This window comes from Amycolatopsis mongoliensis (genome assembly GCF_030285665.1).
Classification (GTDB): domain Bacteria; phylum Actinomycetota; class Actinomycetes; order Mycobacteriales; family Pseudonocardiaceae; genus Amycolatopsis; species Amycolatopsis mongoliensis.
This window is the reverse complement of the sequence record NZ_CP127295.1, coordinates 4,727,413-4,751,458: the sequence shown is the minus strand read 5'-3', so window position 1 is coordinate 4,751,458 and position 24,046 is coordinate 4,727,413. Positions and strand designations below refer to the sequence as shown.

Sequence of the window (24,046 nt, the reverse complement as noted above, 5' to 3'; positions counted from 1 at the left end):
CCGTGTCGTGCCGATCCGGCTCGCCCGGAGAACCCGCAACCGCCCGAAGGACGCCGCCTTGCCCGTCGACCCGACCGTGCTCCACCCGATGCCCGAGCAGCCGCGGGTGGTGTTGCTGAAACCACTGGTCACTTCGCCGCTGATCGAGGTCGGCGAGTTCTCCTACTACGACGATCCGGACGACCCGACCGCGTTCGAGGTCCGCAACGTGCTCTACCACTACGGTCCCGAGAAGCTGGTGATCGGCAAGTTCTGCGCGCTGGGCGAGGGCGTGCGATTCATCATGAACGGTGCGAACCACCGCATGGACGGACCGTCGACGTTCCCCTTCCCGATCATGGGCGGCGACTGGGCACCGCACTTCGACCTCGTCACCGGCCTGCCCGGCCGCGGCGACACCGTGCTGGGCAACGACGTCTGGCTCGGCTACCGGTCGATGGTCATGCCCGGCGTCCACATCGGACACGGCGCGGTCGTCGCGGCGGGGGCCGTCGTGGTGGACGACGTGCCGGCGTACGGCATCGTCGGCGGCAACCCGGCCAAGCTGATCCGCCGCCGGTACAGTGACGCCGACGTCGACCGGCTCCTGGCCGTCGCATGGTGGGACTGGCCGCTGCAGCACATCACCGACCATGTCCGCGCGATCATGTCCGGAGGGGTCGACGACCTCGAGAACGCGGCCTCCGCACTCCGATGATCCGGCTTCCGCTTCGCGCCCACGCCGTCTCACTCACCCACATCGACCCGGCCGCGCCGCTGGACGACCTGGAGCCGCTGCGCGACATCATCGGCGACGCGCGCGTCGTCGCGATCGGCGAGCACTCCCACTTCATCGACGAGTTCGCGCTCATGCGCCGGCGTGTCCTGCGATTCCTGGTCGAACGCTGCGGTTTCACCGTGCTGGCCTTCGAATACGGCTTCAGTGAAGGCTTTCCGCTCGACGTGTGGGCGCAGGGAGAGGGCGAAGACGACGACCTGCCCGCTCTCCTGGCCGAGGCGGTCCCCATCGGGCTCGACGAGCCCCTGCGCTGGATCCGGCAGCACAACCGCACGGCTTCCCGGCGGGTGCGGTTCGCCGGCATCGACGTCCCGGCGGCCGGCGGGTCGCTGCTCAGCGCCCTGGCCCCGGTCGCCGACTACCTGCGCCGGATCGATCCCGAGACCCTGCCCGCGGTCCAGGCGGCCACGCGGATCGTCGAGCCGATCGCCGGTGGCTCCGCGGCCGTGGCCGCGCCCCGGTGGGCGCGGCTGGCGACCGCCGAGCAAGACGCCCTCAGCGCGATCCTGGCGCGCCTGCTCATCCGGTTCCGCGCCCTCGAACCGCTCTACGTGGCCCGCGGCGGCCGGCACGACTACGACGTCGCCGTGCGCCACCTCGAAGGCGCCTGCCACGGCGACTACACCTTCCGAGCCATGGCCGACCTGTTCGCCGGGCGCGGCCTGACCGCGGACACGTCGGCCCGCGACAGCTTCATGGCCGGGTCGGTCGGGTGGCACCTGGACCGGTGCGCACCCGGGACACGCATCGTGCTGGTGGCCCACAACGCGCACATCCAGAAGACGCCGATCGCCTTCGACGGCCACCTCACGGGATTCCCGATGGGGCACTACCTGCACCGGACTCTCGACGACGAGTACTTCGCGCTCGGCCTGACGAGCTCCACCGGCCACACGGCGGAGATGCGCCGCGACGAGGACACCCGCTTCGGTTTCGTCCTCGACGACACCGCGCTCGAACCACCCGAACCCGGAAGCGTCGAAGCCGCCTTCGCCGACGCCGGCCTCGGGCTGAGCATCGCCGACCTCCGCCCGGCCCGCCGCGAGACCCCGGCCGGCGCCGGCCCGGACCGCATCCGGATGCAGAGCGGATACCTGCACACCCCCGTCCTCGACGCGTTCGACGGGATCCTCCACACACCGATCTCCACCCCCCGCGACATCCACCTCTGACGACCCGGGCTCCCGCCGCGGGAGCGACGAAAGGACTTGCCCGCATGACCTTCACCTCGGCCGAACTCGGCTACCTGGCCTCGCAGCGCATCGGGCGGCTGGCCACCGTCTCACCCGACGGACAGGTGCAGAACAGCCCGACCAACTTCTTCGTCGACGCCGGCACGGGAACGATCGTCATCGGCGGCGGCGCGCTCAGCAGGTCGAAGAAGTTCCGGAACGTCCAGCAGGGCAGCACGGTCGCGTTCGTCGTGGACGACTTGGCCACGACCGATCCGTGGCGGCCCCGGGGCATCGAGATCCGCGGCACGGCGGCCGCGCTCGCCGACCAGGAACCGCCCTTGCCCGGGTTGTCCCGGGAAATCATCAGGATCACCCCGTCCCGGATCGTCTCGTGGGGCGTGGACGGGCCGCGAACCAGCCGCTCAGCGCGTCCTGAGTGAAGCGGAATCCCCTCGTTCACGTCACCAGCCCGGCCGGGACGCAGTGCGCGATGCGCGCGGCGGCCAGGGGCATCGATCAGCGTTCGATCTGAGGTTTCCTTGATCCTCCACCGACTCGACGAACCGGCCGGGTAGGCACACCAGCAGGCGAACGATCAAGCGCCGGCTGCTCGGACCTGGCTGCCGAAGGAACATTTCGGGCCGCGGTGCGTCTGGCGAAATCGGAAGGGCGGTGATAGCGGATCGACCAGATCAGATGGTGGGCGCCCTCGGGGCCCGGTCCATACCCACGAGTCTTCAGGTGATCTTGAGCGGACGTGGGCTCAACCAGCCGGGGCGGAGGGCGGCGAGCGCCAGCAGAACCGCCGCCAGCGCGAGGTACAGCGTGTGGGCGACGGCCTGCAGCAGCGGCGGGTGACTCTCCGGCAGAACCACCAGGCCGACGATCGGGACGTCGGCGCGGTCACTCACCCGCCAGCCGAACACCAGCAGGTACGCCACCACCAGCGCGGCGGCGGGGAGCCAGGTGCGGGAACGCAGCGCGCCGCAGGCCGCCATCACGAAGAACGGCACCAGCCACACCCAGTAGTGCGTCCACGTCCACGGCGTCACCAGCACCATCGCCACACCGACCACGCTCACCGCCAGCAACTCGCGACCCTGCCGGTGCGCGCGCACCGCGATCCACAGTGCCACCAGCGCGACGACCACGGCCACCGGGATCCACGCCGGGCCGGACGGGTCCGCGACACCCAGCAACCGGGACACCATGCCCCGGACCGACTGGTTCTCCGGCGACATCGCGCCGGCCGCGGTACCCGTGATCCGGGAGGGGTCCGCCACGTTCGCCGACCAGAACACGCTCGAATCGTGCGGCAGCGCCACGAAACCCGCCAGCACGGTCAGCACGAACGTCCCGGCCGCGACCGCCGCGGCCCGGAACCGGCGGGCGAGGAGCAGGTAGACGATGAAGAACCCCGGCGTCAGCTTGATCCCCGCGGCCACCCCGACGCCGACCCCGCTCCACCAGCGGTCCCGGCCGGTCAGGTCCGCCAGCACGAGCAGGACCAGGATCAGGTTCACCTGGCCGACCGTGAAGTTCATCAGCACCGGCTGCAGCGGCAGCGCCAGCGCCGTCAAGGCCGCCGTCGCCGCGACCCGGCCGTGGTCGGGCGCGTACCCCTGCTTCCCTAGCGCGATCCAGACCACCGCCAGCAACGCGAACAGGTTCCCCAGCAGCGCCACCATCGGCAACAGCAGCTGCGGCACCACGGACAGCGCGACGAACACCCCCGCCGCGAACGGTGTGTACTTGAAGGTGCCACCGATCATCGGCAGGTGCGAGACACCGGGTTCGAACAGCGGCTGCCCCGCCCGCACGGCACGGCCGGTGGCCACATAGGACACGAAATCCTCGAGGTAGACGCCGGTCGCGGTCCAGAGCCCGGTCCACACCGTGTATCCCACGACCGCAACCAGCAGCAGGAGGCCGGAAAGCACCGACCACCACAACGGCGCCGGCAGCTTGCGCTCGACCGGCGCCTCGGGATCGACGGCCTCCGCCATCACATCTCCTCGGTATACGGTGCAGTCCAGCGAGCCGCAATCGGCCATCCGGCTTCAGCCATCCGAAGCAAGGACACGGGCCGATCCGGCTGCGCGGCGGTACTGGTTCGCTGTGACGTTCCGTTCACCTACTTGCCAGTGGCAGCCGAACTGCTCCAGAGCGCCGCCTTCTGACGGTCCGGCCGCCTGGCGCCGGGGATCTCAGCGTCCAGATGACGTCCAGCGCGCCCCGCGCTCGCGGGCGGCGCGCCGGCCGGGAACATTCGCGGCACCGGCGACGTTGGACAGAGTGGTCGAACGTTTTTGAGTGTTCGTGTTTCAGTACACGCTCGCACAGAAGTTGTTGCGGGCGTCTCTTCTTTCTTGCAGGGCAAGCCGGAGAAGCAGTCGTCTGGATTCCGGCCCGGGACGGGCGTCGTCCGCCCTCCCGTGAAGCAAATTCCTGGAAGAAAGGTCTTTCATGACTCAAGGCACTGTGAAGTGGTTCAACGCGGAGAAGGGCTTCGGCTTCATCTCGCCGACCGAGGGCCCCGACGTGTTCGTGCACTACTCCGAGATCGAAGGCGGCGGCTTCCGCAGCCTCGAGGAGAACCAGCAGGTCGAGTTCGAACTCACCCAGGGCAACAAGGGCCCGCAGGCCAGCAACGTCCGCGTCGTCTGACCGTTGCCACCGGGGGACGGCGGGTCACCCGCCCGCCGTCCCCCTCCCACGGACCACCCGAAAACGTGATCGCCCCGGACCCGGCGGCACCCCTGTCACCGGAAAGAGCGACATGACACAAACGCTGCACCGTCCACCCACTGAACCACGCAACGCCGCGGAACCGATGCTCGCGGGTGAGAAGACCCGCACCGAGAACTTCCTGGTCAAGCTGTTCGCGGTCGTCCCGCTGCTGGCCCTGGCCGTGGCCGTGCCCTTCGCCTGGGGATGGGGCCTGAGCTGGACCGACATCGCCCTGGCCACCGGCTTCTACTTCCTCACCGGCCTCGGCGTCACCATCGGCTTCCACCGCCACTTCACCCACGGCGCCTTCAAAGCCCACCGCGCCCTGCGCATCGCCCTCGCCACCACCGGCAGCATGGCCATGCAAGGCCCCGTCATCGGCTGGGTCGCCGACCACCGCCGCCACCACGCCTACGCCGACCGCGACGGCGACCCCCACTCCCCCTGGCGCTACGGCACCACCCCCACCGCCCTCGCCAAAGGCTTCTGGCACGCCCACCTCGGCTGGCTGTTCGACCGGCAGAAAACCAACGCCCAACGCTTCGCCCCCGACCTGCTCACCGACCGCGACATCACCCGCATCAACACCTGGTTCCCCGCCCTGACCGTCCTCACCCTCCTGGCCCCCGCCCTCATCGGCGGCCTGATCACCCTGTCCTGGTGGGGCGCCCTCACCGCGTTCTTCTGGGCCGGCCTCGTCCGCGTCGCGCTCCTGCACCACGTCACCTGGTCGGTCAACTCGCTGTGCCACATGATCGGCGAGCGCCCCTACGCCGCCCGCGACAAATCCACCAACTTCTGGCCCCTGGCCATCGCCTCCATGGGCGAGTCCTGGCACAACTCCCACCACGCCGACCCCACCGGCGCCCGCCACGGCGTCCGCCGCGGCCAGCTCGACATGTCCGCCCGCCTCATCTGGGCATTCGAAAAACTCGGCTGGGCCACCGACGTCCGCTGGCCCAAACCCGACCGCCTCGACCGCAAACTCAACCCCGGCCACACGCCGACGCGCCGCGGTCTCGGGAAGGTCGAGCGCGGCCTGCTCCCCGACACCCCGGGCTGACACCGTCGCTCGACCGCGTGGGCGGGCGTCAGCTCGCCCGCCCACGCCGCCGCTTTCCGGCTCAGGTGAAGATGATCTGGCCGCCGGCTGCCTGGTCGTAGAACTCCCCGACGGTGATGATGCCCTGCACCTGCTCGATCAGGTCGTCCTTCTCGAGGCCGAACAGGTCGACCGAAGCCTTACAGGCGTAGAGGCCGGCGCCGGTGTCGGAGATCATCTCGATGAACTCCGGGATCGACGGGATGTCCAGCTTCTCCATCTTGTGCGCCATGTACTGGGTCATCACCGAGGCCACCCCGGGGAAACCGCCCGCCCAGGTCGCCAGGTGCAGCCCCGGGTTGCCGACGGTGGCGAGCTTGATGTGCTCGTGGCGCGCCTTGTGGATCGCGTCCAGGCCGAAGAAGGTGAAGAACAGGTTCGCTTCGATGCCTTCGGCGCGGGCGCCGTTGGCCATGATCAGCCCCGGGTAGATCGCCTCCAGGGAACCCTTGGAGATGACGATCGAAACCTTTTCGATCTTGTCGGACATGGTGTGCCGCCTTCTCAGATGCAGCCGCGAGGCTTGGGGATACCGGCGATCTTCGCCGCGATCTTGGCCGGGCCCTTCGGGAACAGCTGGTAAAGCTGCTTGATGGTGACCCCGGACGTCCGGCCCAGCGCGCGGACGGTCGGCCCGGTGCCCTTTTCCGCGTACTCGTGGCGCATGTGCTTGATGACCTGCCAGTGCTGGTCGGTCAGCGCGTCGATGCCGGCTTCACGGGCGATCTCGGGAGCCATCGCTTCGGTCCAGCTGTCCGGGTCGGTGAAGAAGCCTTCGTCGTTCACCGGCACCGGGGTGCCGGCGTAGGTCGCGGTGGGCATGTCGGTGTCCTCCTCGGGTTCTCAGTGGTCGGCGGGAGCGGGAAAGTGCTTGCCCGCGCGGGGCATCGTCGTGGACACGCCGGGGATGTCACGGCCGGGCAGGAGGCTGTGCCAGTACAGCCAGGAGAACATCAGCTTGCCCAGGTGGTTGAGCCGCGACTCCTTCAGCAGCGGCAGCCCCACCGCCGCCGGGTAGTGCCCGGTCAGCGGCTCGGTGTCGTAGTTGAAGTCGATGAGCATCGCCTTGTGGAAACCGCTTTCGATGAAGCAGTTGGTGTGCCCGTCGAAGCTGGTGTCCAGCTCGTGCCCGGCGAGGTACCGGGCGACGTTGCGCGCGAGGACCTCCCCTTCGAAGTGCGTGACCGAACCGGCCTTCGACGTCGGGAGCGCCGCGGCGTCCCCGATGACGAAGATGTTCGGACGGGCCTTCGACTGCAGGGTGTGCGGGTCCGCGGGGACGAACCCGAACTCGTCGCCCAGCCCCGGCGTGCGCTCCACATAGGACGCACCACCGTGCAGCGGCACCACGACCGCGAGGTCGAACGGGACTTCGCGGTCGTCGTAGGAGACCAGGCGCTTCCCGGCGCCGTCGACCTCCCCGGTGTTGAACTCCGTCACCAGCTCGATGTTCTTCTCCGCCAGCAGACCGGCCAGGGTCCGGGAGGCGACGGGCTTGGTGAACGCGCCGTCCAGCGGCGTGGCGTAGGTCAGCTGCACCTGGTCGCGGACCCCGCGTTCGGTGAAGTACCAGTCGGCGAGGAAGCAGAACTCCAGCGGGGCGACCGGGCACTTGATCGGCAGGTCGACCACGTTCACCACGAGCCGCCCGGCGGTGAACCCGGCCAGCGCGGACTCCAGGGCGACGGCCCCTTCGTAGTCGTAGAAGGTGTGCACCGTGTCGCGCCAGCCGGGGCCGGTCAGCCCTTCGGTCTCCTCGGGCAGCAGGCGCGCTCCGGTGGCGATCACCAGGACGTCGTAGGGCAGCGCCGTGCCGTCCTGCAGGTGGACCTGGTCGCTCTCGGCGTCGATCCGGTCGACGTCGGCGCGGCGGTAGTGGATGCCCTCGTGCAGCTGCCGGGGCCGGGAGCGCACCAGGTCTTCCGGCGCGGCGAGGCCGAAGGGCACGAACAACAGCCCGGGCTGGTAGACGTGGTCGTCGTCGCGGTCGACGACGGTGATGTCCGCGCCGTCGCCCAGGTCACGGCGCAGCCGGTTCGCCGACAGCGTGCCGCCGGTGCCGCCGCCGAGTATCACGATGCGTTTGGTCACCGCTCCAGTGTTCCGACGGCGTACCGGCGTCCGTAGGGTCTTCGGTCACCTCCGCAGGCGACGAAAGACGCGCGGATCAGGAAGGCGCCAGGGCTTCCAGCGCCGCCCGGATGCGCTTGCCGGCCTCTTCGGCGACCGGGCGGAGCTCCTCCCGTTCCGGCACTTCGATCATCACGCGCGGGTCGAGCGCCTGGACCAGGCTGCGCTCGTCACCGTCGGCGCGGACGACGACGTTGCAGGGCAGCAGCAGGCCGATCATGCGGTCGATCTCCAGGGCGCGGTGCGCGAGCGGCGGGTTGCACGCGCCGAGGATCACGTACGGTTCCATGTCCGCGTCGAGCTTCTCGCGCATCGTCGCCCGGACGTCGATCTCGGTGAGCACGCCGAATCCCTGCTCCTTCAGCGCGGCCCGCACTTCGGCGACGGCTTTCTCGTAGGGCAGGTCCAGGGTGATGCTCAGGTCGTACTTCACGGCAATCGTTCCTTTCTCGACGGCTCAGCCGCCGTGGAGGGCGGCGGGAGCGAACACGGCCGCAGCCGCGACTCCGGCGGCGACCACGAGGATCAGGGAGGCGAACGTCAGCCGGACGGTCCGCGCCGGGAGCCGGTTGCCGGCCTTCCCGGCCAGCAGCGACGCCAGCAGGGCCACGCCGGCGAACACCGCGGCGATGCCGTAGGGAAGGTCCGGCATCGTGGTGGCGTGCGCGGCCAGCCCACCCACCGACGTCAGCACGATGACCACCAGCGACGTCGCGACCGCCTCCGGCGCGGTGAGGCCCAGCAGCATGGTCAGCGCCGGGACGATGACGAAACCGCCACCGACCCCGAACAAGCCGGTCAGCACCCCGACGACCGCGCCGACGGCCAGGGCCTTGGGCACGCAGCTGCGCCAGTTCACCCCGCCCGTGCTGGTCCGGCAGGCACCGTCCCGTTCCGGGGCGGCGACGAGCATGCGGATCGCGACCACCGCCATCAGCACGGCGAACGCGATCAGCAGCCACCGGTCGGGCAGCAGCTTGCCCAGCGCGGTGCCGCCGAACGCGGCCGGGACACTCGCCGCGGCGAAGACCAGCGCGACCGGCCAGCGGATCACCTTCGACCGCCACCGCGCCACCAGTCCTCCGGCCGCGGACACGGCCACGACCAGCAGCGACGTCGGGATCGCGGCGGACAGCGGCAGCCCGACCCCGTAGACCAGCGCCGGGATGGCCAGGATGGACCCACCCGCGCCGAGCAGGCCCAGGGCAGCACCGATGACCAGGCCGAACGCCGCCGCCAGCAGGATCGTCATGATGTCAGCCCGCGACCAGGGGGAGCCCGGCCCGCGCCGCCCGGTCGAACTCGTCGTCCACCGCGACGACCCGGCGTCCGGCCGCGGCGAGGATCGAGGCCGCGATCGAGGCGCGGTAGCCGGCCTGGCAGTGCACCCACACCTCACCGGCCGGCACCTCGCCGAGCCGGTCCAGCAGCTCGTGGATCGGGATGTGGACGGCGTCGTCGAGGTGGTTCTGCGCCCACTCCTGGTCGCGCCGGACGTCGAGGACGGTCACCGGCCGGTGGTGGCGGACCATGGCCAGCTCGCCGAAGTCCGCCCGGGGGAACGACCCGAGCGGCGCGGTGCCGGCCCAGGCTTCGGGGGTGCCGGTGGCCGCGGCTTCGACGCGGTCGATGCCGATCCGGACCAGTTCGCGCTGCGCGTCGGCGACCTGCTCCGGGGTGTCCCCGAGCAGGGACAGCGGCGTGCCCCAGGGGATGAGCCAGCCCAGGTAGGTGGCGAAACTGCCGTCGGCGCCGAAGTTCAGGGTGCCCGCCACGTGCCCGGCGGCGAACGCGATGCGCGAGCGCAGGTCCACCACCCACTCCCCGGCTTCGATGCGCGACCGCAGCTCGGCCGGGTCGGCGGTCTTCGGCTCGGTCAGGTCGGGGGCGTCCGGACCGGCGCTGTTGGCCGGGCCCATGTGCGCGTAGTAGGCCGGGTAGGCGTCCAGCCCGGCGAGCAGCTCATCGACATAAGCCTGCTCATCCCGGGTCAGCACCGGGTTGACCTGCTTCTCCCGGCCGATCGTCGACCGGTCCGCTTCGGACTGGGTGGCCGAGCAGAAACTGCCGAAACCGTGCGTGGGGTAGATCTCCGCGTCGTCGGGCAGCACGTCGGCCAGCCGGTGGGCCGAGGCGTACTGGCGCTTCACCAGCTCCCCGGTGTTCGCGGGGCCGAGCAGGTCGGGCCGGCCGGTGGAGCCGAACAGCAGTGACCCGCCGGTGAACACCGCCGGGACGCGCCCAGGTGCCTCCAAGACGTAGGAGAGGTGCGTGAAGGTGTGCCCCGGTGTCGCCAATGCGCGCACGCGCATGTGCGGTCCGACCTCGATGACGTCCCCGTCGTCGATCGGGGTGCGTTCGAAGGACACCGGATCCGCGGCGTTGACGTGGTAGGCCGCGCCGGTCACACGGGCGAGGGCGAGACCGCCGGTCACGTAGTCGTTGTGGATGTGGGTCTCGAACACGTCGGTGATCCGCAACCCGCGCACCTGGGCCAGGTCGAGAACCCGGTCGATGTCGCGCTGCGGGTCGACCACGAACGCCGTCTCGCCGTCCTCGACGAGGTAGCTGCGGTCACCGAGGCTCGGCGTGTCGATGGCGATGATCTCGATCATGAATCCTCTCTTCTCATACCCCTGGGGGTATCTAGCTCCAGGATAGCGCACTCTTCGCCCCCTCTCTGGGTACCCCTGGGGGCATGGCGATCCCAGAGGACTTGGTCCCCGGCACGCGCGACCACGGTCACTCCGGACGACGTCGGCTTCGAAAGCCTGGTACCCCCAGGGGTATAGTGAACGAAGAAGCCGGACCAGAGACCCATGGAGGAACACCGGATGTGCCAACGGATCGTCTGTTCGAAGTGCGGGAAGCCGTCCTACCGGGGCTGCGGCAACCACGTCGAACAGGTACTCGGCGACGTCCCCGCTGCCCAGCGCTGCGCCTGCGCCGCCGAGCAGCCCGAACGGAAGCCGTGGCGGCTGTTCGGCCGCCGCTGAACGCCCGGAGGAACCATGACCGGCGGCACCGCACTTCCGCGACTCGAGCGGGTCCTGGCCGTGGTCGCCCACCCCGACGACGAATCCTTCGGCCTCGGAGCACTGCTGGACACCTTCGCCCGCGGCGGCGCGAACGTCTCGGTGCTGTGTTTCACCCACGGTGAAGCCTCGACGCTGCACGGCAGGCCGGGCGAACTCGCCGTCGTCCGCGCCGCCGAACTGACCTCGGCGGCGGAAGTCCTCGGAGTGAGCAGCACGACGCTGCTGGACCACCCGGACTCCGGCTTGGCCTCGGTGGCCGTCGCCGACCTCGTCACGGACATCGCCGACGCCGCCGCCCGGGCCGGCCCGACCCAGCTCATCACCTTCGACCTCGGTGGCGTGACCGGTCACCCCGACCACATCCGCGCCACCGAGGCCGCACTCGGCGCCGCGACGGCCCTCGGCATCCCGGTTCTCGGGTGGGCCGTGCCGGAGGGAGTGGCCACGCGGCTCAACACCGAGTTCGGCACCGCCTTCGCCGGCCGGCGACCCGACGAGATCGACTGGACCGTGCCCGTCGACCGAACCCGGCAACAGAAGGCGATCGCCGCGCACGCGAGCCAGTCCGCCGACAATCCGGTCCTGCGTCGCCGGCTGCGGTTGCTCGGGGATACCGAGTACTTGCGCAGACTGGGCTGACTCGCCACCGTGAGGACCTTGGTCCTTCCACCCGGAGACCATGGCCCGCGTCGGCACCTGCCGTCGACGCGCAGGCTTGACCCACGTCGACGAGGCAAGGAGTGCCCGGTGACCCAGACCGCACGGCCCGGTACGGCGTCCGCGTTGCTGGACCGGATCAGCCGGGGCCTGATCGGCGAAGGCGAGGTCCTCGACGGCCCCTACGGACCGCACCGCATCACCTACGCCGACTACACCGCCTCCGGCCGCGCCCTGGACTTCGTCGAAGACTTCGTCCGCGAGCACGTCCTGCCCCGCTACGCCAACACCCACACCGAAAGCTCCGGCACCGGACTGCACACCGGCCTTCTGCGCGAGCAGGCGCGCGCCATCATCCACGCTTCGGTCGGCGCCACCGAGGACGACCTGGTGATCTTCTGCGGCTCGGGCGCGACGGCCGCGGTGAACAAGCTGATCGGCATCCTCGAGCTGCGCGTCCCCGCCGGTCTCGACGAGCGCTACCGGCTCGGCGACCGCATTCCCGCCGCCGAGCGGCCGGTCGTGTTCGTCGGACCCTACGAACACCACTCCAACGAACTGCCCTGGCGCGAATCCATCGCCGACGTCGTCGTCATCGACGAGGACGAGAACGGCCACATCGACCTCGCCCAGCTCGAAACGGAACTCCGCCGGCACGCCGACCGGCCGCTGCGGATCGGCAGCTTCTCCGCGGCCTCCAACGTCACCGGCATCCTCACCGACACCGACCACGTCGCGGCCCTGCTGCACCGGCACGGCGCCCTGTCCTTCTGGGACTACGCCGCCGCCGGCCCGTACGTGCCGATCCGGATGGCCGGAAGCGCGTCCGGCCGCGGCGACCACAAGGACGCGCTCTTCCTCTCCCCGCACAAGTTCGTCGGCGGCCCGCAGACCCCCGGCGTCCTGGTGGTGCGGCGCGACCTCGTCGCCAACCGGGTGCCCACCGTCCCCGGCGGCGGCACCGTGGCGTTCGTCGGCCCGCACGGGCACCGCTACCTCGACGACCCGGTCGCCCGCGAAGAAGGCGGCACTCCCGCGATCGTGGAGTCCATCCGCGCGGGCATCGTCTTCGCCCTCAAGGACGCCGTGGGCACGGACCTCATCCAGGCCCGGGAAGAGCGGCTGTGGCAGCACGCCGTGCACCGGTGGTCGGCGCACCCGGGCATCCAGGTGCTGGGCGACCACCGGTCGGCCCGGCTGTCCATCGTGTCGTTCCGGATCCGCGCGGGCGAGTTGTTCCTGCACCACAACTTCGTGGTCGCCGTCCTCAACGACCTGTTCGGCATCCAGGCCCGCGGCGGCTGTTCGTGCGCCGGACCCTACGGGCACCGGCTGCTCGCCATCGACCCCGAGCATTCGAGCGCCTACGACGACGAGAGTGCCCGCGGGTGCGACGGGATCAAGCCGGGCTGGGCCCGGCTCAACTTCAACTACTTCATCTCCGACACCGTCCGCGACTACCTGGTCGACGCCGTGACGCTGCTCGCCGAGCACGGCCACCGGCTGCTGCCCGAGTACCGCTTCGACCCGCACACCGGCCTCTGGCGCAACGCCCGCTCGGGCGAGTTCACCCCACGGGTGCCGGACCTGCGCGCGTTCGACGTCGTTCCGGAGGAGCCCACACGCCGGCTCGGCGAGGACGCCCTGGCCGAGCACCTGCAGCGGGCCGAACGGATCCTCCGGTCGCGGCCGGACCTCGCCGCCGACGGGCCCAGCGGCCTGTCCGACGACTTCGAGGCCTTGCGGTGGTTCCCGCTCCCGCCCGGCTGCCTGGGCCCTTAGGCCAAGGTCAGGAAGAGCTTCTCCAGTTGCTCGCGGTCGGCGGCGCCCTGCTCCGAATCGTCGGACACGCACTGCTCCAGCCCGCTGGCGATCAGCCGGAACCCGGCCCGGTCCAGCGCCCGGGACACGGCGGCGAGCTGGATGATGACGTCCCGGCACTCACGGCCCTCGTCGATCATCTGGATCAGGCCGCCGACCTGCCCCTGTGCTCGCCGCAGCCGCTTGCGCACGTCCGCGACCACGTCTTCGTTCAGCTCCACGCCGACCTCCTCTGGTACCCCCCAGGGTACCTGTTCACGCACGCGGCCGGGCTTCGGCACGCACCTGCGCCATGTCGAGCTGCTGGACCTTGCCGATCAGCTCCTCCAGCGCGGCCGCAGGCAGCGCGCCCGGCTGCGAATAGACGACGACTCCGTCGCGCACCGCCATCAGCGTCGGGATCGACGAGATGCCGAACGCCTGCGCCAGCTCGACCTGCGCCTCGGTGTCGACCTTCCCGAACGTGATGTCGGGGTAGCGCGCCGCCGCCTGTTCGAAGACGGGGGCGAACATCCGGCACGGTCCGCACCACGACGCCCAGAAGTCGACCAGGACCGTGCCCGGGCCGTCCACGATCTCGGTGAAGTTCGTCTTGGTCAGTTCCACAGTGGCCACGGGGCCCTCCTCTTATTCGCATACCCCCCGGTGTATGTGACAACCCGCGGCGCACCGGGATTGTTCCCGGCACGCCGCCGATCCCCCTATCCGCGCCGCGACAACCGTGCGAGGGAGCGCTCGATGTCGGTTCCGCCGCGCCGGTTGTACGGCAGCTTCGCCAGCAGCAGGCCCATGACGCAGGTGTCGGTGACGGCGGCCAGCGCCAGCCCGGCGCCGACCAGCCCGGCCAGGAAGCGGGCCGGCGGCCACCACAGGCTGACCACCACCGACAGCAGGACGATGCCGCCCGCCGCCAGCCGCACCTGGCGCTCCAAGGACCATCGCGGGACACCTCGGGTGATGGGCGCACCCGAGGCGGCCCACGCGTTCATCCCGCCCTCGAGCACCGTCGTGTCGGCCAGCCCGGCTGCGGCGAGCACGCGCTGACAGCGCTCGGCACGCGAACCGCCTTGGCAGACCAGGATCATCCGGCCGCCCGCGTCGGCGACTATGCGGCGGAGATGGGTGTCGACCTGATCGACCGGCAGGTTGACCGCTCCGGGGATGTGGGCGGTGCCGAATTCGGCCGGGGTGCGGACGTCGACCACGAGCGTGTCGGGGTTGTTCGCGACGAGATGACGCGCGGAAGCGACATCGAGAGAACTCACCTGGGGTTTCCTTTCCGAGCGGGGACCGTGGCGACCGGCAATCCCGATCGGGCCACACCCACGACGGTACCAAGTACCCCCGGGGGTATGCCAAGACGACCATTCAGAGCAGTCGTCCCTCACCTCGTAGGACGAAAGACCCTTGCCCAGCAAGGAACTTGCACGACGCGTGCAGACTGGCTACCGTGGGGACAGATACCCCCAGGGGTACTTGAGAATCTCGGGTCGACGACCAGCGAAGGAATCCTCGAATGGCCAGGTCCCCCGTCCCCCACCGCGTTCTGATCGTCGGCGGCGGCACCGCCGGCGTCACCGTCGCCGCCCGGCTGCGCCGCGGTGGCGCCGAGGGCATCACGGTGCTCGAACCCGCGGTGACGCACTACTACCAACCGCTCTGGACCCTCGTCGGCGGCGGCCAGGTCGACGTCCGGCGCACCGGCCGCCCGGAGGCGAAGGTGCTGCCGAAAGGTGTCGGGCACATCGCCGAGGCCGCGACGGCGATCGATCCGGCCGCCAAGGTCGTCACCACGGACAGCGGCCGGGAATTGCCCTACGAGACCTTGGTTCTCGCACCAGGGCTCCAACTGGACTTCGGCGGCGTCCCGGGTCTCGCCGAATCCCTGGGCGAAGCACCGGTGAGCTCGAACTACCGGGCGGACCTCGCGCCCCGCACGTGGGAGCTGATCCGCGGCCTCCGCCGCGGAACGGCGGTGTTCACCCAGCCCGCCGGGCCGATCAAGTGCGCCGGTGCCCCGCAGAAGATCGCCTACCTGGCCGCCGACCACTGGCGGCGGCGGGGCGTGCTGAAAGACATCCGGATCGTGCTGGTGCTCCCGGACCCGGTCATGTTCAAGGTCCCGGTCTGGGCCGACCGGCTCGAACGCGTCGCGGCCCGGTACGGGATCGAGGTCCGCAAGACCAGTGAACTCGTGGAGGTCGACGGCGTCGCGCGCACCGCCGGGATCGTCGATCACACCACCGGGACCAAGGAGACGCTGCCGTTCGACCTGCTGCACGCGGTGCCACCGCAGAGCGCACCCGCCTTCGTGCGGGCGAGCGCCCTGGCCAACCCGGAGAACCCGTTCGGCTATGCCGACGTCGACCAGTACACCCTGCGGCACCAGCGGTTCCCCGACGTGTTCGCCCTCGGCGACGTCGCCGACCTGCCGACGTCGAAGACCGGCGCCGCCATCCGCAAACAGGCACCCGTCGTCGTCGAGAACCTGAAAGCCGTGCTCGCCGGCCGAGAGCCGGCCGCGCGCTACGACGGCTACACCTCCTGCCCCCTGGTCACCGCCCGGCACAAGATGCTGCTCGCCGAGTTCGGCTACGACCTCGAACCCGCCCCCACGATCCCCTTCATCGACACCACCGAGGAGCGCCGCGACATGTGGCTGCTCAAACGCTACGGCCTGCCCGCCTTCTACTGGCACGCCATGCTGCCCGGCCTCGCCTGAAACCCCTTGGAGCACACGTTGTACTTCGCCCAGTACTACCTCGAATGCCTCTCGCAGGCCTCCTACCTGATCGCCGACGAGAAAACCGGCCGGGCCGTTGTCGTCGACCCGCGCCGGGACATCACCGAATACCTCGACGACGCCGACGCCCGCGGATTCACCATCGAAGGCGTGATCAACACCCACTTCCACGCCGACTTCATCGCCGGGCACCTGGAACTGGCCGCCCGCACCGGCGCCTGGATCGGCCACGGCCGCCGCGCCGCGGGCGTCGAATTCCCCATCGAACGCCTCGGCGACGGTGACAGCATCAGCCTCGGTGACGTCACCTTGGAAATCCTCGAAACCCCCGGCCACACCCCGGAATCGATCAGCGTGCTGGTCTACGAACACGCCCACGACGAAGTCCCCTACGGCGTGCTGACCGGTGACGCGCTGTTCATCGGCGACGTCGGCCGGCCGGACCTGCTGTCCTCGCTCGGCTCCTCGGCCGACGAACTCGCCCGCGAACTCCACCACAGCGTGCAGCACAAACTGATGGCCCTGCCGGACGAAGTCCGCGTGTTCCCCGCCCACGGCGCCGGCTCGGCCTGCGGGAAGAACCTGTCCACCGAACGGCAGTCCACGATCGGCATGCAGCGGCTGACCAACTACGCGTGCGCCCCGATGAGCGAAGCCGAGTTCGTCGCCATCGTCACCGAAGGCCAGCCCTCGGCCCCCGGGTACTTCGGGCACGACGCCGTGCTCAACCGCAAGCACCGCGACCTGCTCGACGTGCCCGCGCACCTCACGGCGCTCCCGGTCGAGGAGTTCCTGGCCCGGCGGGACACGGGCGCCGTCGTGCTCGACACGCGGGAACCGCAGGAGTTCGCGGCCGCGCACCTGCGCGGCTCGCTCAACGTTCCGGCCGACGGCCGCTTCGCCGAGCGGGCGGGCATGGTGCTGAGGCCCGGTGAGGACATCCTGGTCATCGCGCCGCCGGACGCCGAGGAAGAGGTCATCACCCGCTTGGGGCGGATCGGGCTCGACACCGTCGCCGGGTACCTGCCCGAACCCGAGTCCGTGTTCCTGAGCGTGCCCGGCCAGGTCGACCGCGCCAGCCGGCTCACCGCCACGGAACTGCACGCCGCACTCGCGGGTCCGGCGCGGCCGGTGGTCCTGGACGTGCGCAACCTCGGCGAACTCGCCGGCGGCGCCATCGACGGGTCCCGGCACATCCCGCTCGCCGAACTCCCGAACCGGCTGGCCGACGTTCCGTCCGGCGCGCCGGTGGTCGTCTACTGCGCCGGTGGCGTCCGGTCCTCGATCGCCGCCAGCCTGCTGCGCCGCAACGGCCGGCCTGACGTGTCCGACCTGACCGGCGGTTACAGCGCCTGGGAACTCGCCTTCACCGGCGCCGGCGCCTGAGCACCGGGAGGGGCCGAAAGTACCGCCGAGGCGGGACGATCGGCTCCCCCGGGCCCGCCCCGCCCGGCGCACACTGGCGGCCGAGTCCGGTGTGGGAAGGGATCAGCCATGGGATACGGCAAGACGGTCCAGGACGAGCTGCGGGAACCCGCGCGGCACCTGCGCAAGGCGATTCCCGCGGTCTACCAGGGATTCGGTCAGCTGCACGAGGCCGCGCTCGCCCCGGGCGCCGTGGACGCGAAGACCAAGGAGCTCATCGCACTGGCCATCTCGGTGAGCAAGGAGTGCGACGGCTGCATCGCCGCCCACGCCCGCGGCGCGGTCCGCAACGGCGCGACCATCGAGGAAGGTGCGGAGGCCATCGGAGTCGCGATCATGATGAACGGCGGCCCGGCCACCGTCTACGGCCCCCGCGCGTTCGCCGCGTTCCAGGAGTTCGTCCGGGAACGCGACGAACCGCACGGGTGAGCACGAGTCAGCGCGCGAGCCAGTTCTCGAACGCGGCCAGGTGGTGCTGCGAAGCCATCAGCAGGTGCTGGTAGATCCGCTGGACGTCCGGCGCGGTGAGCCCGTCGAGGGCCTTGCGCAGATCGGCGATGTCCGTCGTCTCCACCGTGCGGCCCGCCTCCAGCGCGGCCGTTTCACTGCCCGCGCCCTGGGCCAGCAGCTTGTCGTAGGTGGCCTGCACGGCCGGCGTCGCGAAGTGACCCGCCGCCTGGCCTGCGGTGGGATCGGTGACCCCGTAGCGGGTCATCAGGCTCCGCACGGCGTCCAGGTGAGCCGTCTCCGCCACGGCGATCCGGTCGAAGACCGCGGCGTCGTACCGGCCGGCGAACGCGACGTAGAGGTCGTGCGCGAGCTTCTCCTCCTCCGCGTTGGCCGCCAGCGTCGTGCGCTGCGCCTCGCTGAGCGTGCCACTCGGGTCGGCGACGCCGGCGAGGCATCCGCCGCCCCCGTTCATCCCGCCCCGGACCATCAGGCCGGATCCGGTGTCACCGCCGGGTCCGGCACCGGCCGGCGGGCCGGCGGCGAACGCGGGGATCGCGGCAACCGCCCCCACGGTCACGATGCCACCGGCGGCGATCGCGGCGATCAGTGTGCGGGTCCTCATGGCTCCTCCTTCTCCGGGCTTCCTCCGACACCTTCAGGCTGCGTCCCGCACGGCGAGATCCCGTGTGATCGGTGTGGAGATGACGTGGAGACCGGCACCGGGGACCTTGGACCCTCGATCCGCCGGCGCCGGCCGCGGTAGACCTGCCGGTGTGAGTGCCACCGTGCTGGTCGTCGAGGACGAGAAGGAGATCCGCGACCTGCTGCGCCGGTACCTCGAACGCGCCGGCTTCGCCGTGGTGACCACCGGATCGGGCGCGCAGGCGCTCACCATGCTCACCGCCCACGCCGCCGGGATCGTCGTGCTCGACCTCGGGCTGCCGGACATCGACGGCCTGGAGGTGCTGCGCGCGGCCCACGCCGACGGCCGGGTGCCGGTCGTCGTGCTCACCGCCCGCGGGTCCGTCGAGGACCGGATCCGCGGCCTCGAACTCGGCGCGGACGACTACGTGACCAAGCCGTTCAGCCCGACCGAGGTGGTGTTGCGGGTGCAGGCCGTGCTGAACCGGACGACCGGCTCGGCCGACCCGGCGACGGCGTCGTACGGCGACGGCCTGCTGTGCCTCGACGAGTCACGGCACGAAGCCCGCTGGCAAGGAGAGCCGCTGGAGCTCACCCCCACCGAGTGGGGTCTGCTGGCCACCCTGGCGGCCGTGCCCGGCCGGGTGTACTCCCGCTACGAGCTGATCAACCGGGTCCGCGGCTACGAGTTCGAAGGCTACGAGCGCACCATCGACTCCCACGTGAAGAACCTGCGCCACAAGCTCGGCGCCGCGGGCGCGGATGTCGTGCAGACCGTGCTCGGCGTCGGCTACCGGCTGGGGCTGCCCCGTGACCGGTGACCGCTCACTCACGTGGGGGCCGCTGGCCTGGCGGCTGCTGCTGGCGTTCGTGCTGGTGGCGCTGTCGTCGGTGCTGGTGCTCACGGCGGCGGCGCTGCTGGGCACCGACCGCGGCCTGGCCGCCGCGGAACGCGCCGACCGGCAGCAGGCGGCCGAGCAGGTGGCCGCCGCCGCGGGCGCGGCGTACGCCGAGGCGGGAAGCTGGGCCGGCGCCCGGCTGGACGCGGCCACCGCGCTCGCCGCCGGCGCGGGGGCCCGGCTCGTCGTCCGCGACGCCGGCGGTGCGCCCGTCACCGGGCGGGGGCACGGCATGCCCGGAATGGGCAATCCGATGGCCGGTGCGCTCGGCGCCGGCCGCGTCGACGCCCCCGTCGTCGTGGCCGGCGTGACCGTCGGGTCGGTCCAGCTCGCCTTCGGCACGTCCACCGCGTCCGCGGCCAAGGACGTCGCGTGGGGCTGGATCGCCCTGGCTGCCGCGGTGGCCCTGCTGCTCGCGGCGACCGCGAGCTGGTTCGTCAGCCGGCGCATCGCCGCGCCCCTGGTCCGGCTCACCACCACGGCGAAGCACATCGCCGCCGGCGACCGCTCCGCCCGCGCCCGGCTCCGGGCCCCCGGTGAACTCGGCGAACTGGCGGAAGCTTTCGACCACATGGCCGACCAGGTCACCCGGGCCGACCGCGCCCGGCGCAACCTCACCGCCGACGTCGCGCACGAGCTGCGAACCCCGCTCGCCACCCTGCAGGCCGGGCTGGAGGAACTGCGCGACGGACTCGAACCGCCGGACGTCGAGCGGCTGACCAGCCTGCACGACCAGGCGTTGCGGCTCGGCCGGGTGGTGCAGGACCTCGCCGACCTGACCGCCGCGGAAGACGCCGCGATTTCCTTGCACCTCGCCGACCTCGACCTCGGCTCGCTGGCCGGCGAGGTCGTGACCGCCCACAGCGCCCGGCTGCGCGCGGCCGGCCTCGACGTCCGCACCGAGCTCACCGGGCCCATCCCGGTACGGGCGGACCCCGATCGGCTCCACCAGGCCGTCGGCAACCTGCTCGGCAACGCCGCCCGTTACGCCCGGCCCGGCGACAGCGTGACCGTCCGGACCCACTCCGCCGGTGGCACCCCGACCATCGAAGTCTCCGACACCGGGCCGGGGATTCCCGCCGACGAGCTGCCGCACGTGTTCGAGCGGCTGTGGCGCGGCCGGGCGGGAACGTCGGTCGCCGGGGCGGGCATCGGGCTCGCCGTGGTCCGGGAAATCGTCACCGCGCACGGCGGCACGGTCACCGCGACCTCCGGGCCGGGCGGCGGCAGCACGTTCACCATCACCCTCCCCCCGGGCAGCGGCCAGGAGCGCGTAGCCGGCTCGCGTGCCCGAGCACGCCTTCAGTGATCCGCGCGATCCAGGGAGACGACCTCACGCACGGCGTCGGCGACGGCCCGGAAGTCCTTGCGCAGGATCGCGCCGTGGTTGCTCGGGACCTTCGCACTGAGCTTGATGTTCGGGTTCCGGGCGGTCACCGCGCCGACGGCGGCGCGGATCCGTTCCTGCTCGTCGCCTTTGCTCCCGAACGACGTCCCGGAGCCGAGCACGTACCGGGCCGGGACCGTGATGGCGTCCAGCACCGGGCCGAGCTCGCGCTCGCGGGAGATCCGGCCGATCTCGATGTTGCTCTCGGCCTGCTGCCCGGCGGTCATCCGCGGGGCCAGCCCGGTGGGGCGCAGCAGCGGCAGGAACCAGCTCATCCGCTTGAACAGCTTGCGGATCCGCTGCTCCATGGCCTCGTCGAGCCAGTCGTAGGGTTCCGCACCCTCGACCAGGATCGCGCCCATCGCGCGCTCCGGGTTCCGGGAAGCCCAGTGCGCCGCGGCGAACGCTCCGTAGGACCACCCCACCACCAGTGCCCGGTCGACGCCCCGGGCCGCGAGCACGACGTCGACGTCCCGGACGGCGGCCTCGAAGGAGTAGTCCGCCGACCGCTTCGACCTGCCGCGAGCCCGCTCGTCGTAGGTGATGTGCCGGAACCCGGGGCCGAGGTCGGCGATGACCCGCTTCCAGTACCCCTGGGTGGCGAACTGGCCGTTGAGGTAGATCACGGGGACGCCGGGACCACCGGTGTCGGTGACGGCCAGGGCCGTGTCGTCGACCGGCACCATGCCGGTCCACTTCGAGGAAGTTCCGTTCTTCGTCATGAGACCACTTTCCTGTCGTGCCCTGACACCGGCGTGACACCGCCCTGACACGGGCGCGGACTCTCCTACGAGATCTTGCGGCGGTAGGTCATCGTGGCGAGGAAGTACGTGACGACGAGGATGCCGACGCACCAGGCGAGGGCGGTCCAGATACCCGTGCCCACCGGTTGCTGCGTGAACAGGGCGCGCAGGGCGTTGACGATGGACGTCACCGGCTGGTTCTCGGCGAAGGCGCGCACCGGGCCGGGCATCGTGCCGGTCGGCACGAACGCCGAGCTCAGGAACGGCAGGAAGATGAGCGGGTAGGAGAACGCGCTCGCGCCGTCCACGGACTTCGCCGTGAGCCCGGGGATGACGGCGAGCCACGTCAACGCCAGGGTGAACAGCAGCAGGATGCCGGCGACCGCGAGCCACGCCCCCACGCCCGCCCCCGAACGGAAGCCCATGAGCAGGGCGACGCCCACGACGACCACCAGCGAGATCAGGTTGGCCACCAGCGACGTCAGCACGTGCGCCCACAGCACCGCCGACCGCGCGATCGGCATGGACTGGAACCGCTCGAAGATGCCGCCTTTCATGTCCTGGAAGAGCCGCAGCGCCGTGTAGGCGATCCCGGACGCCACGGTGATGAGCAGGATTCCGGGCAGCAGGTAGTTCACGTAGGAACCCGTCCCGGTGTCGATCGCGCCACCGAAGACGTAGACGAACATCAGCATCATGGCGATCGGCATCAACGCCGTCGTGATGATGGTGTCGGCGCTGCGCGTGATGTGGCGCAGCGACCGGCCCAGCAGGACGGCGGTGTCGCCGAAGAAGTGCTTGGTCATCGCCCGTTCTCCGTCCCGGCGGTGCGGTCGCCGCCGACCAGCGCGAGGAAGACCTCCTCGAGGGTCGGCTGCTTCTCGACGTATTCGACCTTGGCCGGCGGCAGCAGTTGCTTGAGCTCGGCGAGGGTCCCGTTCACGATGATCCGGCCTTCGTGCAGGATCGCGATCCGGTCGGCGAGTTGTTCGGCCTCCTCCAGGTACTGCGTCGTCAGCAGCACCGTCGTCCCGCGGCCGGCGAGCTCCTTGACGGTCTGCCACACCTCGATGCGCGCCTGGGGGTCGAGCCCGGTCGTCGGCTCGTCGAGGAAGATGACCGGCGGATCGCCGATCAGGCTCATGGCGATGTCGAGACGGCGGCGCATGCCACCCGAATACGTCGACACCTTCCGCGTGGCCGCGTCGGTCAGCGAGAACCGGTCGAGCAGGTCGTCCGCGATCTTGCCGGGGTTCTCGAGGTGGCGGAGCCGGGCGACCAGCACGAGGTTCTCGCGTCCGCTGAGGATTTCGTCGACGGCCGCGAACTGCCCGGTGAGGCTGAAGGAGCCCCGCACCTGCTCGGCCTGCGTGGCGACGTCGAAGCCGTTGACGGTGGCCGTTCCCGCGTCGGCCTTGAGCAAAGTGGACAGGATCTTGATCACCGTGGTCTTGCCCGCCCCGTTGGAGCCGAGCAGGGCGAAGATGCTGCGCCGCTCGACGTCGAAGTCCACGCCGCGCAGCACCCGCAGCGCCTTGAACGACTTCTCCAGACCACGCACCCGGATCACGTCTTCGGCCATCAGACCGCTCTCTTCTTCCCGGCGTCTTCTCCGGCGGCACGCTCGATGGCGGCGGTCAACCGGTTCCGTTCGCGGACGACCCACTGCCCCTGCGGGTAGTTCCGGGCGAACAGTTCGATGAACTCCACGGGGTCTTCCCCGACGATCTCGCGGATCGGCGTCCCGTTCGCCGCGCTCTGCTCGAACAGGTCGATGAGGTCCTGGAAGATCGCGACCCCGTCACCTGCCCCGCCGAAGTACATCAGGTACCGCTCCAGCGCTTCGATCGCCGTGCGGTAGCTCTCGGGAAGCTGTTTCACGCGCGCCTTGTACTGCCGCCATTGCTTCTTGGGACCGATCAGCGTCTCGACGATCTTCGAAACCACCATGGTCACTTACCCCCTTCGCGGAGCCGTTCGAGCCGTTCGACGAGAAAGCTCCAGGTCTTCCAGAACTCCTCGAGGTATTCCCGCCCCTCGGCGTTCAGGGAGAACACCTTGCGCGGCGGGCCCTTCTCGGAGGGAACCTTCTCCACGTCGACGAGGCCCCGCTGCTCGATCCGGACCAGCAGCGCGTAGACGGTGCCTTCGGCGATGTCGGAGAACCCCTGGGCCCGGAGGCCCGCCGTGATCTCGTAGCCGTACGCGGGCCGGCCGGCCAGGATCGCGAGGACGATGCCCTCCAGCGTCCCCTTGAGCATCTCCGTCGCCAGCTTGCCCATCCACACCCCTGATCGCTATTCAGTGTCACTGACTACCAGTACAT

Annotated in this window: 29 protein-coding genes; 13 read left to right on the top strand and 16 right to left on the bottom strand. The window is 70.7% G+C overall.

The genetic code is table 11. The annotated features are described in order from the left end of the window. Positions 1 to 88 precede the first annotated feature (88 nt). Genes QRX60_RS23250 through QRX60_RS23240 form a run of 3 tightly spaced genes read left to right on the top strand, consistent with a single transcriptional unit; the run spans position 89 to position 2,393 of the window. Entirely contained in the window at positions 89 to 697 is a 609-nt protein-coding gene (locus QRX60_RS23250; protein ID WP_408630276.1) for a CatB-related O-acetyltransferase, read from the top strand. Continuing rightward, positions 694 to 1,950 carry an erythromycin esterase family protein gene (locus QRX60_RS23245; protein ID WP_286002880.1) on the top strand — a complete coding sequence of 419 codons (1,257 nt, stop codon included), beginning with the start codon at positions 694 to 696 and terminating at the stop codon, positions 1,948 to 1,950. Before QRX60_RS23250 ends, QRX60_RS23245 begins: the two co-directional genes overlap by 4 nt. A 44-nt stretch (positions 1,951 to 1,994) precedes the next feature. Next, entirely contained in the window at positions 1,995 to 2,393 is a 399-nt protein-coding gene (locus QRX60_RS23240) for a PPOX class F420-dependent oxidoreductase (RefSeq protein ID WP_286002879.1), read from the top strand. A 297-nt stretch (positions 2,394 to 2,690) separates the two neighbouring features. Here QRX60_RS23240 and QRX60_RS23235 read toward each other — a convergent pair whose 3' ends face one another. Then, positions 2,691 to 3,959: a glycosyltransferase 87 family protein gene (locus QRX60_RS23235; RefSeq protein WP_286002878.1), complete on the bottom strand. Its 1,269-nt coding sequence runs from the start codon at positions 3,957 to 3,959 to the stop codon at positions 2,691 to 2,693. A 460-nt stretch (positions 3,960 to 4,419) separates the two neighbouring features. Here QRX60_RS23235 and QRX60_RS23230 point away from each other — a divergent pair, with 460 nt between their 5' ends. Next, on the top strand, positions 4,420 to 4,620 hold the full coding sequence (locus QRX60_RS23230) for a cold-shock protein (protein WP_286002877.1): 201 nt from the start codon (positions 4,420 to 4,422) through the stop codon (positions 4,618 to 4,620). Positions 4,621 to 4,732: 112 nt separating this feature from the next. Beyond that, positions 4,733 to 5,746, top strand: a complete 1,014-nt coding sequence (locus tag QRX60_RS23225) for an acyl-CoA desaturase (RefSeq protein WP_286002876.1) — start codon at positions 4,733 to 4,735, stop codon at positions 5,744 to 5,746. 61 nt (positions 5,747 to 5,807) lie between these two features. On the opposite strand, the gene QRX60_RS23220 is transcribed toward QRX60_RS23225, so the two are convergent. The 6 genes from QRX60_RS23220 to QRX60_RS23195 all read right to left on the bottom strand — a co-directional run bounded on the left by QRX60_RS23220 (position 5,808) and on the right by QRX60_RS23195 (position 10,530). Beyond that, on the bottom strand, positions 5,808 to 6,275 hold the full coding sequence (locus QRX60_RS23220) for a DsrE/DsrF/DrsH-like family protein (protein WP_286002875.1): 468 nt from the start codon (positions 6,273 to 6,275) through the stop codon (positions 5,808 to 5,810). A 14-nt stretch (positions 6,276 to 6,289) separates the two neighbouring features. After that, the gene (locus QRX60_RS23215; protein WP_286002874.1) at positions 6,290 to 6,607 is read right to left on the bottom strand and encodes a TusE/DsrC/DsvC family sulfur relay protein; all 318 of its coding nucleotides are present in this window, start codon (positions 6,605 to 6,607) and stop codon (positions 6,290 to 6,292) included. Positions 6,608 to 6,628: 21 nt separating this feature from the next. Beyond that, positions 6,629 to 7,876 carry a type III sulfide quinone reductase, selenoprotein subtype gene (gene sqr / locus QRX60_RS23210; RefSeq protein WP_286002873.1) on the bottom strand — a complete coding sequence of 416 codons (1,248 nt, stop codon included), beginning with the start codon at positions 7,874 to 7,876 and terminating at the stop codon, positions 6,629 to 6,631. 76 nt (positions 7,877 to 7,952) lie between these two features. Beyond that, positions 7,953 to 8,348, bottom strand: a complete 396-nt coding sequence (locus QRX60_RS23205) for a DUF302 domain-containing protein (protein WP_286002872.1) — start codon at positions 8,346 to 8,348, stop codon at positions 7,953 to 7,955. A 24-nt stretch (positions 8,349 to 8,372) separates the two neighbouring features. Then, positions 8,373 to 9,167 carry a sulfite exporter TauE/SafE family protein gene (locus QRX60_RS23200; protein WP_286002871.1) on the bottom strand — a complete coding sequence of 265 codons (795 nt, stop codon included), beginning with the start codon at positions 9,165 to 9,167 and terminating at the stop codon, positions 8,373 to 8,375. 4 nt (positions 9,168 to 9,171) lie between these two features. Beyond that, positions 9,172 to 10,530 carry an MBL fold metallo-hydrolase gene (locus tag QRX60_RS23195; protein ID WP_286002870.1) on the bottom strand — a complete coding sequence of 453 codons (1,359 nt, stop codon included), beginning with the start codon at positions 10,528 to 10,530 and terminating at the stop codon, positions 9,172 to 9,174. Positions 10,531 to 10,749: 219 nt separating this feature from the next. Here QRX60_RS23195 and QRX60_RS23190 point away from each other — a divergent pair, with 219 nt between their 5' ends. From QRX60_RS23190 to QRX60_RS23180, 3 genes are all read left to right on the top strand, one after another. Then, on the top strand, positions 10,750 to 10,911 hold the full coding sequence (locus QRX60_RS23190) for a hypothetical protein (RefSeq protein ID WP_286002869.1): 162 nt from the start codon (positions 10,750 to 10,752) through the stop codon (positions 10,909 to 10,911). A gap of 15 nt (positions 10,912 to 10,926) precedes the next feature. Continuing rightward, positions 10,927 to 11,592 carry a PIG-L deacetylase family protein gene (locus tag QRX60_RS23185; protein WP_286002868.1) on the top strand — a complete coding sequence of 222 codons (666 nt, stop codon included), beginning with the start codon at positions 10,927 to 10,929 and terminating at the stop codon, positions 11,590 to 11,592. Positions 11,593 to 11,700: 108 nt separating this feature from the next. Next, positions 11,701 to 13,392: an aminotransferase class V-fold PLP-dependent enzyme gene (locus tag QRX60_RS23180; protein ID WP_286002867.1), complete on the top strand. Its 1,692-nt coding sequence runs from the start codon at positions 11,701 to 11,703 to the stop codon at positions 13,390 to 13,392. Here QRX60_RS23180 and QRX60_RS23175 read toward each other — a convergent pair. The 3 genes from QRX60_RS23175 to QRX60_RS23165 all read right to left on the bottom strand — a co-directional run bounded on the left by QRX60_RS23175 (position 13,389) and on the right by QRX60_RS23165 (position 14,696). Next, a complete protein-coding gene (locus QRX60_RS23175) occupies positions 13,389 to 13,652 on the bottom strand; it encodes a metal-sensitive transcriptional regulator (protein ID WP_286002866.1) in 264 nt (87 codons plus the stop codon). The genes QRX60_RS23180 and QRX60_RS23175 overlap by 4 nt on opposite strands. 34 nt (positions 13,653 to 13,686) lie before the next feature. Continuing rightward, the gene (gene trxA / locus QRX60_RS23170) at positions 13,687 to 14,046 is read right to left on the bottom strand and encodes a thioredoxin (RefSeq protein WP_286002865.1); all 360 of its coding nucleotides are present in this window, start codon (positions 14,044 to 14,046) and stop codon (positions 13,687 to 13,689) included. 86 nt (positions 14,047 to 14,132) lie between these two features. Next, positions 14,133 to 14,696: a rhodanese-like domain-containing protein gene (locus QRX60_RS23165; protein WP_286002864.1), complete on the bottom strand. Its 564-nt coding sequence runs from the start codon at positions 14,694 to 14,696 to the stop codon at positions 14,133 to 14,135. A gap of 251 nt (positions 14,697 to 14,947) precedes the next feature. On the opposite strand from QRX60_RS23165, the gene QRX60_RS23160 reads away from it, so the two are divergent. From QRX60_RS23160 to QRX60_RS23150, 3 genes are all read left to right on the top strand, one after another. Beyond that, positions 14,948 to 16,153 carry an NAD(P)/FAD-dependent oxidoreductase gene (locus tag QRX60_RS23160; RefSeq protein ID WP_286002863.1) on the top strand — a complete coding sequence of 402 codons (1,206 nt, stop codon included), beginning with the start codon at positions 14,948 to 14,950 and terminating at the stop codon, positions 16,151 to 16,153. 6 nt (positions 16,154 to 16,159) lie between these two features. Next, a complete protein-coding gene (locus QRX60_RS23155) occupies positions 16,160 to 17,560 on the top strand; it encodes an MBL fold metallo-hydrolase (RefSeq protein WP_286002862.1) in 1,401 nt (466 codons plus the stop codon). 108 nt (positions 17,561 to 17,668) lie between these two features. Continuing rightward, positions 17,669 to 18,028, top strand: a complete 360-nt coding sequence (locus tag QRX60_RS23150; RefSeq protein WP_286002861.1) for a carboxymuconolactone decarboxylase family protein — start codon at positions 17,669 to 17,671, stop codon at positions 18,026 to 18,028. A gap of 7 nt (positions 18,029 to 18,035) precedes the next feature. On the opposite strand, the gene QRX60_RS23145 is transcribed toward QRX60_RS23150, so the two are convergent. Beyond that, complete coding sequence (locus QRX60_RS23145) at positions 18,036 to 18,671, bottom strand: DUF2202 domain-containing protein (protein ID WP_286002860.1); 636 nt, start codon at positions 18,669 to 18,671, stop codon at positions 18,036 to 18,038. Positions 18,672 to 18,822: 151 nt separating this feature from the next. Between QRX60_RS23145 and QRX60_RS23140 the strand changes: the two genes are divergently transcribed. After that, positions 18,823 to 19,512: a response regulator transcription factor gene (locus QRX60_RS23140; RefSeq protein ID WP_286002859.1), complete on the top strand. Its 690-nt coding sequence runs from the start codon at positions 18,823 to 18,825 to the stop codon at positions 19,510 to 19,512. Continuing rightward, complete coding sequence (locus QRX60_RS23135) at positions 19,502 to 20,899, top strand: sensor histidine kinase (protein WP_286002858.1); 1,398 nt, start codon at positions 19,502 to 19,504, stop codon at positions 20,897 to 20,899. The genes QRX60_RS23140 and QRX60_RS23135 overlap by 11 nt, the downstream gene beginning before the upstream one ends. Here QRX60_RS23135 and QRX60_RS23130 read toward each other — a convergent pair. The 5 genes from QRX60_RS23130 to QRX60_RS23110 form a co-directional block, all read right to left on the bottom strand. Continuing rightward, the gene (locus QRX60_RS23130; protein WP_286002857.1) at positions 20,893 to 21,699 is read right to left on the bottom strand and encodes an alpha/beta fold hydrolase; all 807 of its coding nucleotides are present in this window, start codon (positions 21,697 to 21,699) and stop codon (positions 20,893 to 20,895) included. The genes QRX60_RS23135 and QRX60_RS23130 overlap by 7 nt on opposite strands. Before the next feature lie 65 nt (positions 21,700 to 21,764). Further along, the gene (locus tag QRX60_RS23125; protein WP_286002856.1) at positions 21,765 to 22,526 is read right to left on the bottom strand and encodes an ABC transporter permease; all 762 of its coding nucleotides are present in this window, start codon (positions 22,524 to 22,526) and stop codon (positions 21,765 to 21,767) included. Next, positions 22,523 to 23,302: an ABC transporter ATP-binding protein gene (locus QRX60_RS23120; protein WP_286002855.1), complete on the bottom strand. Its 780-nt coding sequence runs from the start codon at positions 23,300 to 23,302 to the stop codon at positions 22,523 to 22,525. Before QRX60_RS23120 ends, QRX60_RS23125 begins: the two co-directional genes overlap by 4 nt. Further along, positions 23,302 to 23,670: a DUF1048 domain-containing protein gene (locus tag QRX60_RS23115; RefSeq protein WP_286003674.1), complete on the bottom strand. Its 369-nt coding sequence runs from the start codon at positions 23,668 to 23,670 to the stop codon at positions 23,302 to 23,304. Before QRX60_RS23115 ends, QRX60_RS23120 begins: the two co-directional genes overlap by 1 nt. A gap of 2 nt (positions 23,671 to 23,672) precedes the next feature. Continuing rightward, positions 23,673 to 24,002, bottom strand: coding sequence for a PadR family transcriptional regulator (locus QRX60_RS23110; protein WP_286002854.1), 330 nt, complete (start codon positions 24,000 to 24,002; stop codon positions 23,673 to 23,675). Positions 24,003 to 24,046 lie beyond the last annotated feature (44 nt).

Coding starts and splice junctions, on each gene's coding strand:
- QRX60_RS23250 (WP_408630276.1), top strand. CDS start 89: ATGCCCGAGCAGCCGCGGGTGGTGTTGCTGAAACCACTGGTCACTTCG.
- QRX60_RS23245 (WP_286002880.1), top strand. CDS start 694: ATGATCCGGCTTCCGCTTCGCGCCCACGCCGTCTCACTCACCCACATC.
- QRX60_RS23240 (WP_286002879.1), top strand. CDS start 1,995: ATGACCTTCACCTCGGCCGAACTCGGCTACCTGGCCTCGCAGCGCATC.
- QRX60_RS23235 (WP_286002878.1), bottom strand. CDS start 3,959: ATGGCGGAGGCCGTCGATCCCGAGGCGCCGGTCGAGCGCAAGCTGCCG.
- QRX60_RS23230 (WP_286002877.1), top strand. CDS start 4,420: ATGACTCAAGGCACTGTGAAGTGGTTCAACGCGGAGAAGGGCTTCGGC.
- QRX60_RS23225 (WP_286002876.1), top strand. CDS start 4,733: ATGACACAAACGCTGCACCGTCCACCCACTGAACCACGCAACGCCGCG.
- QRX60_RS23220 (WP_286002875.1), bottom strand. CDS start 6,275: ATGTCCGACAAGATCGAAAAGGTTTCGATCGTCATCTCCAAGGGTTCC.
- QRX60_RS23215 (WP_286002874.1), bottom strand. CDS start 6,607: ATGCCCACCGCGACCTACGCCGGCACCCCGGTGCCGGTGAACGACGAA.
- QRX60_RS23200 (WP_286002871.1), bottom strand. CDS start 9,167: ATGACGATCCTGCTGGCGGCGGCGTTCGGCCTGGTCATCGGTGCTGCC.
- QRX60_RS23195 (WP_286002870.1), bottom strand. CDS start 10,530: ATGATCGAGATCATCGCCATCGACACGCCGAGCCTCGGTGACCGCAGC.
- QRX60_RS23190 (WP_286002869.1), top strand. CDS start 10,750: ATGTGCCAACGGATCGTCTGTTCGAAGTGCGGGAAGCCGTCCTACCGG.
- QRX60_RS23185 (WP_286002868.1), top strand. CDS start 10,927: ATGACCGGCGGCACCGCACTTCCGCGACTCGAGCGGGTCCTGGCCGTG.
- QRX60_RS23160 (WP_286002863.1), top strand. CDS start 14,948: ATGGCCAGGTCCCCCGTCCCCCACCGCGTTCTGATCGTCGGCGGCGGC.
- QRX60_RS23150 (WP_286002861.1), top strand. CDS start 17,669: ATGGGATACGGCAAGACGGTCCAGGACGAGCTGCGGGAACCCGCGCGG.
- QRX60_RS23145 (WP_286002860.1), bottom strand. CDS start 18,671: ATGAGGACCCGCACACTGATCGCCGCGATCGCCGCCGGTGGCATCGTG.
- QRX60_RS23130 (WP_286002857.1), bottom strand. CDS start 21,699: ATGACGAAGAACGGAACTTCCTCGAAGTGGACCGGCATGGTGCCGGTC.
- QRX60_RS23125 (WP_286002856.1), bottom strand. CDS start 22,526: ATGACCAAGCACTTCTTCGGCGACACCGCCGTCCTGCTGGGCCGGTCG.
- QRX60_RS23120 (WP_286002855.1), bottom strand. CDS start 23,302: ATGGCCGAAGACGTGATCCGGGTGCGTGGTCTGGAGAAGTCGTTCAAG.
- QRX60_RS23115 (WP_286003674.1), bottom strand. CDS start 23,670: ATGGTGGTTTCGAAGATCGTCGAGACGCTGATCGGTCCCAAGAAGCAA.
- QRX60_RS23110 (WP_286002854.1), bottom strand. CDS start 24,002: ATGGGCAAGCTGGCGACGGAGATGCTCAAGGGGACGCTGGAGGGCATC.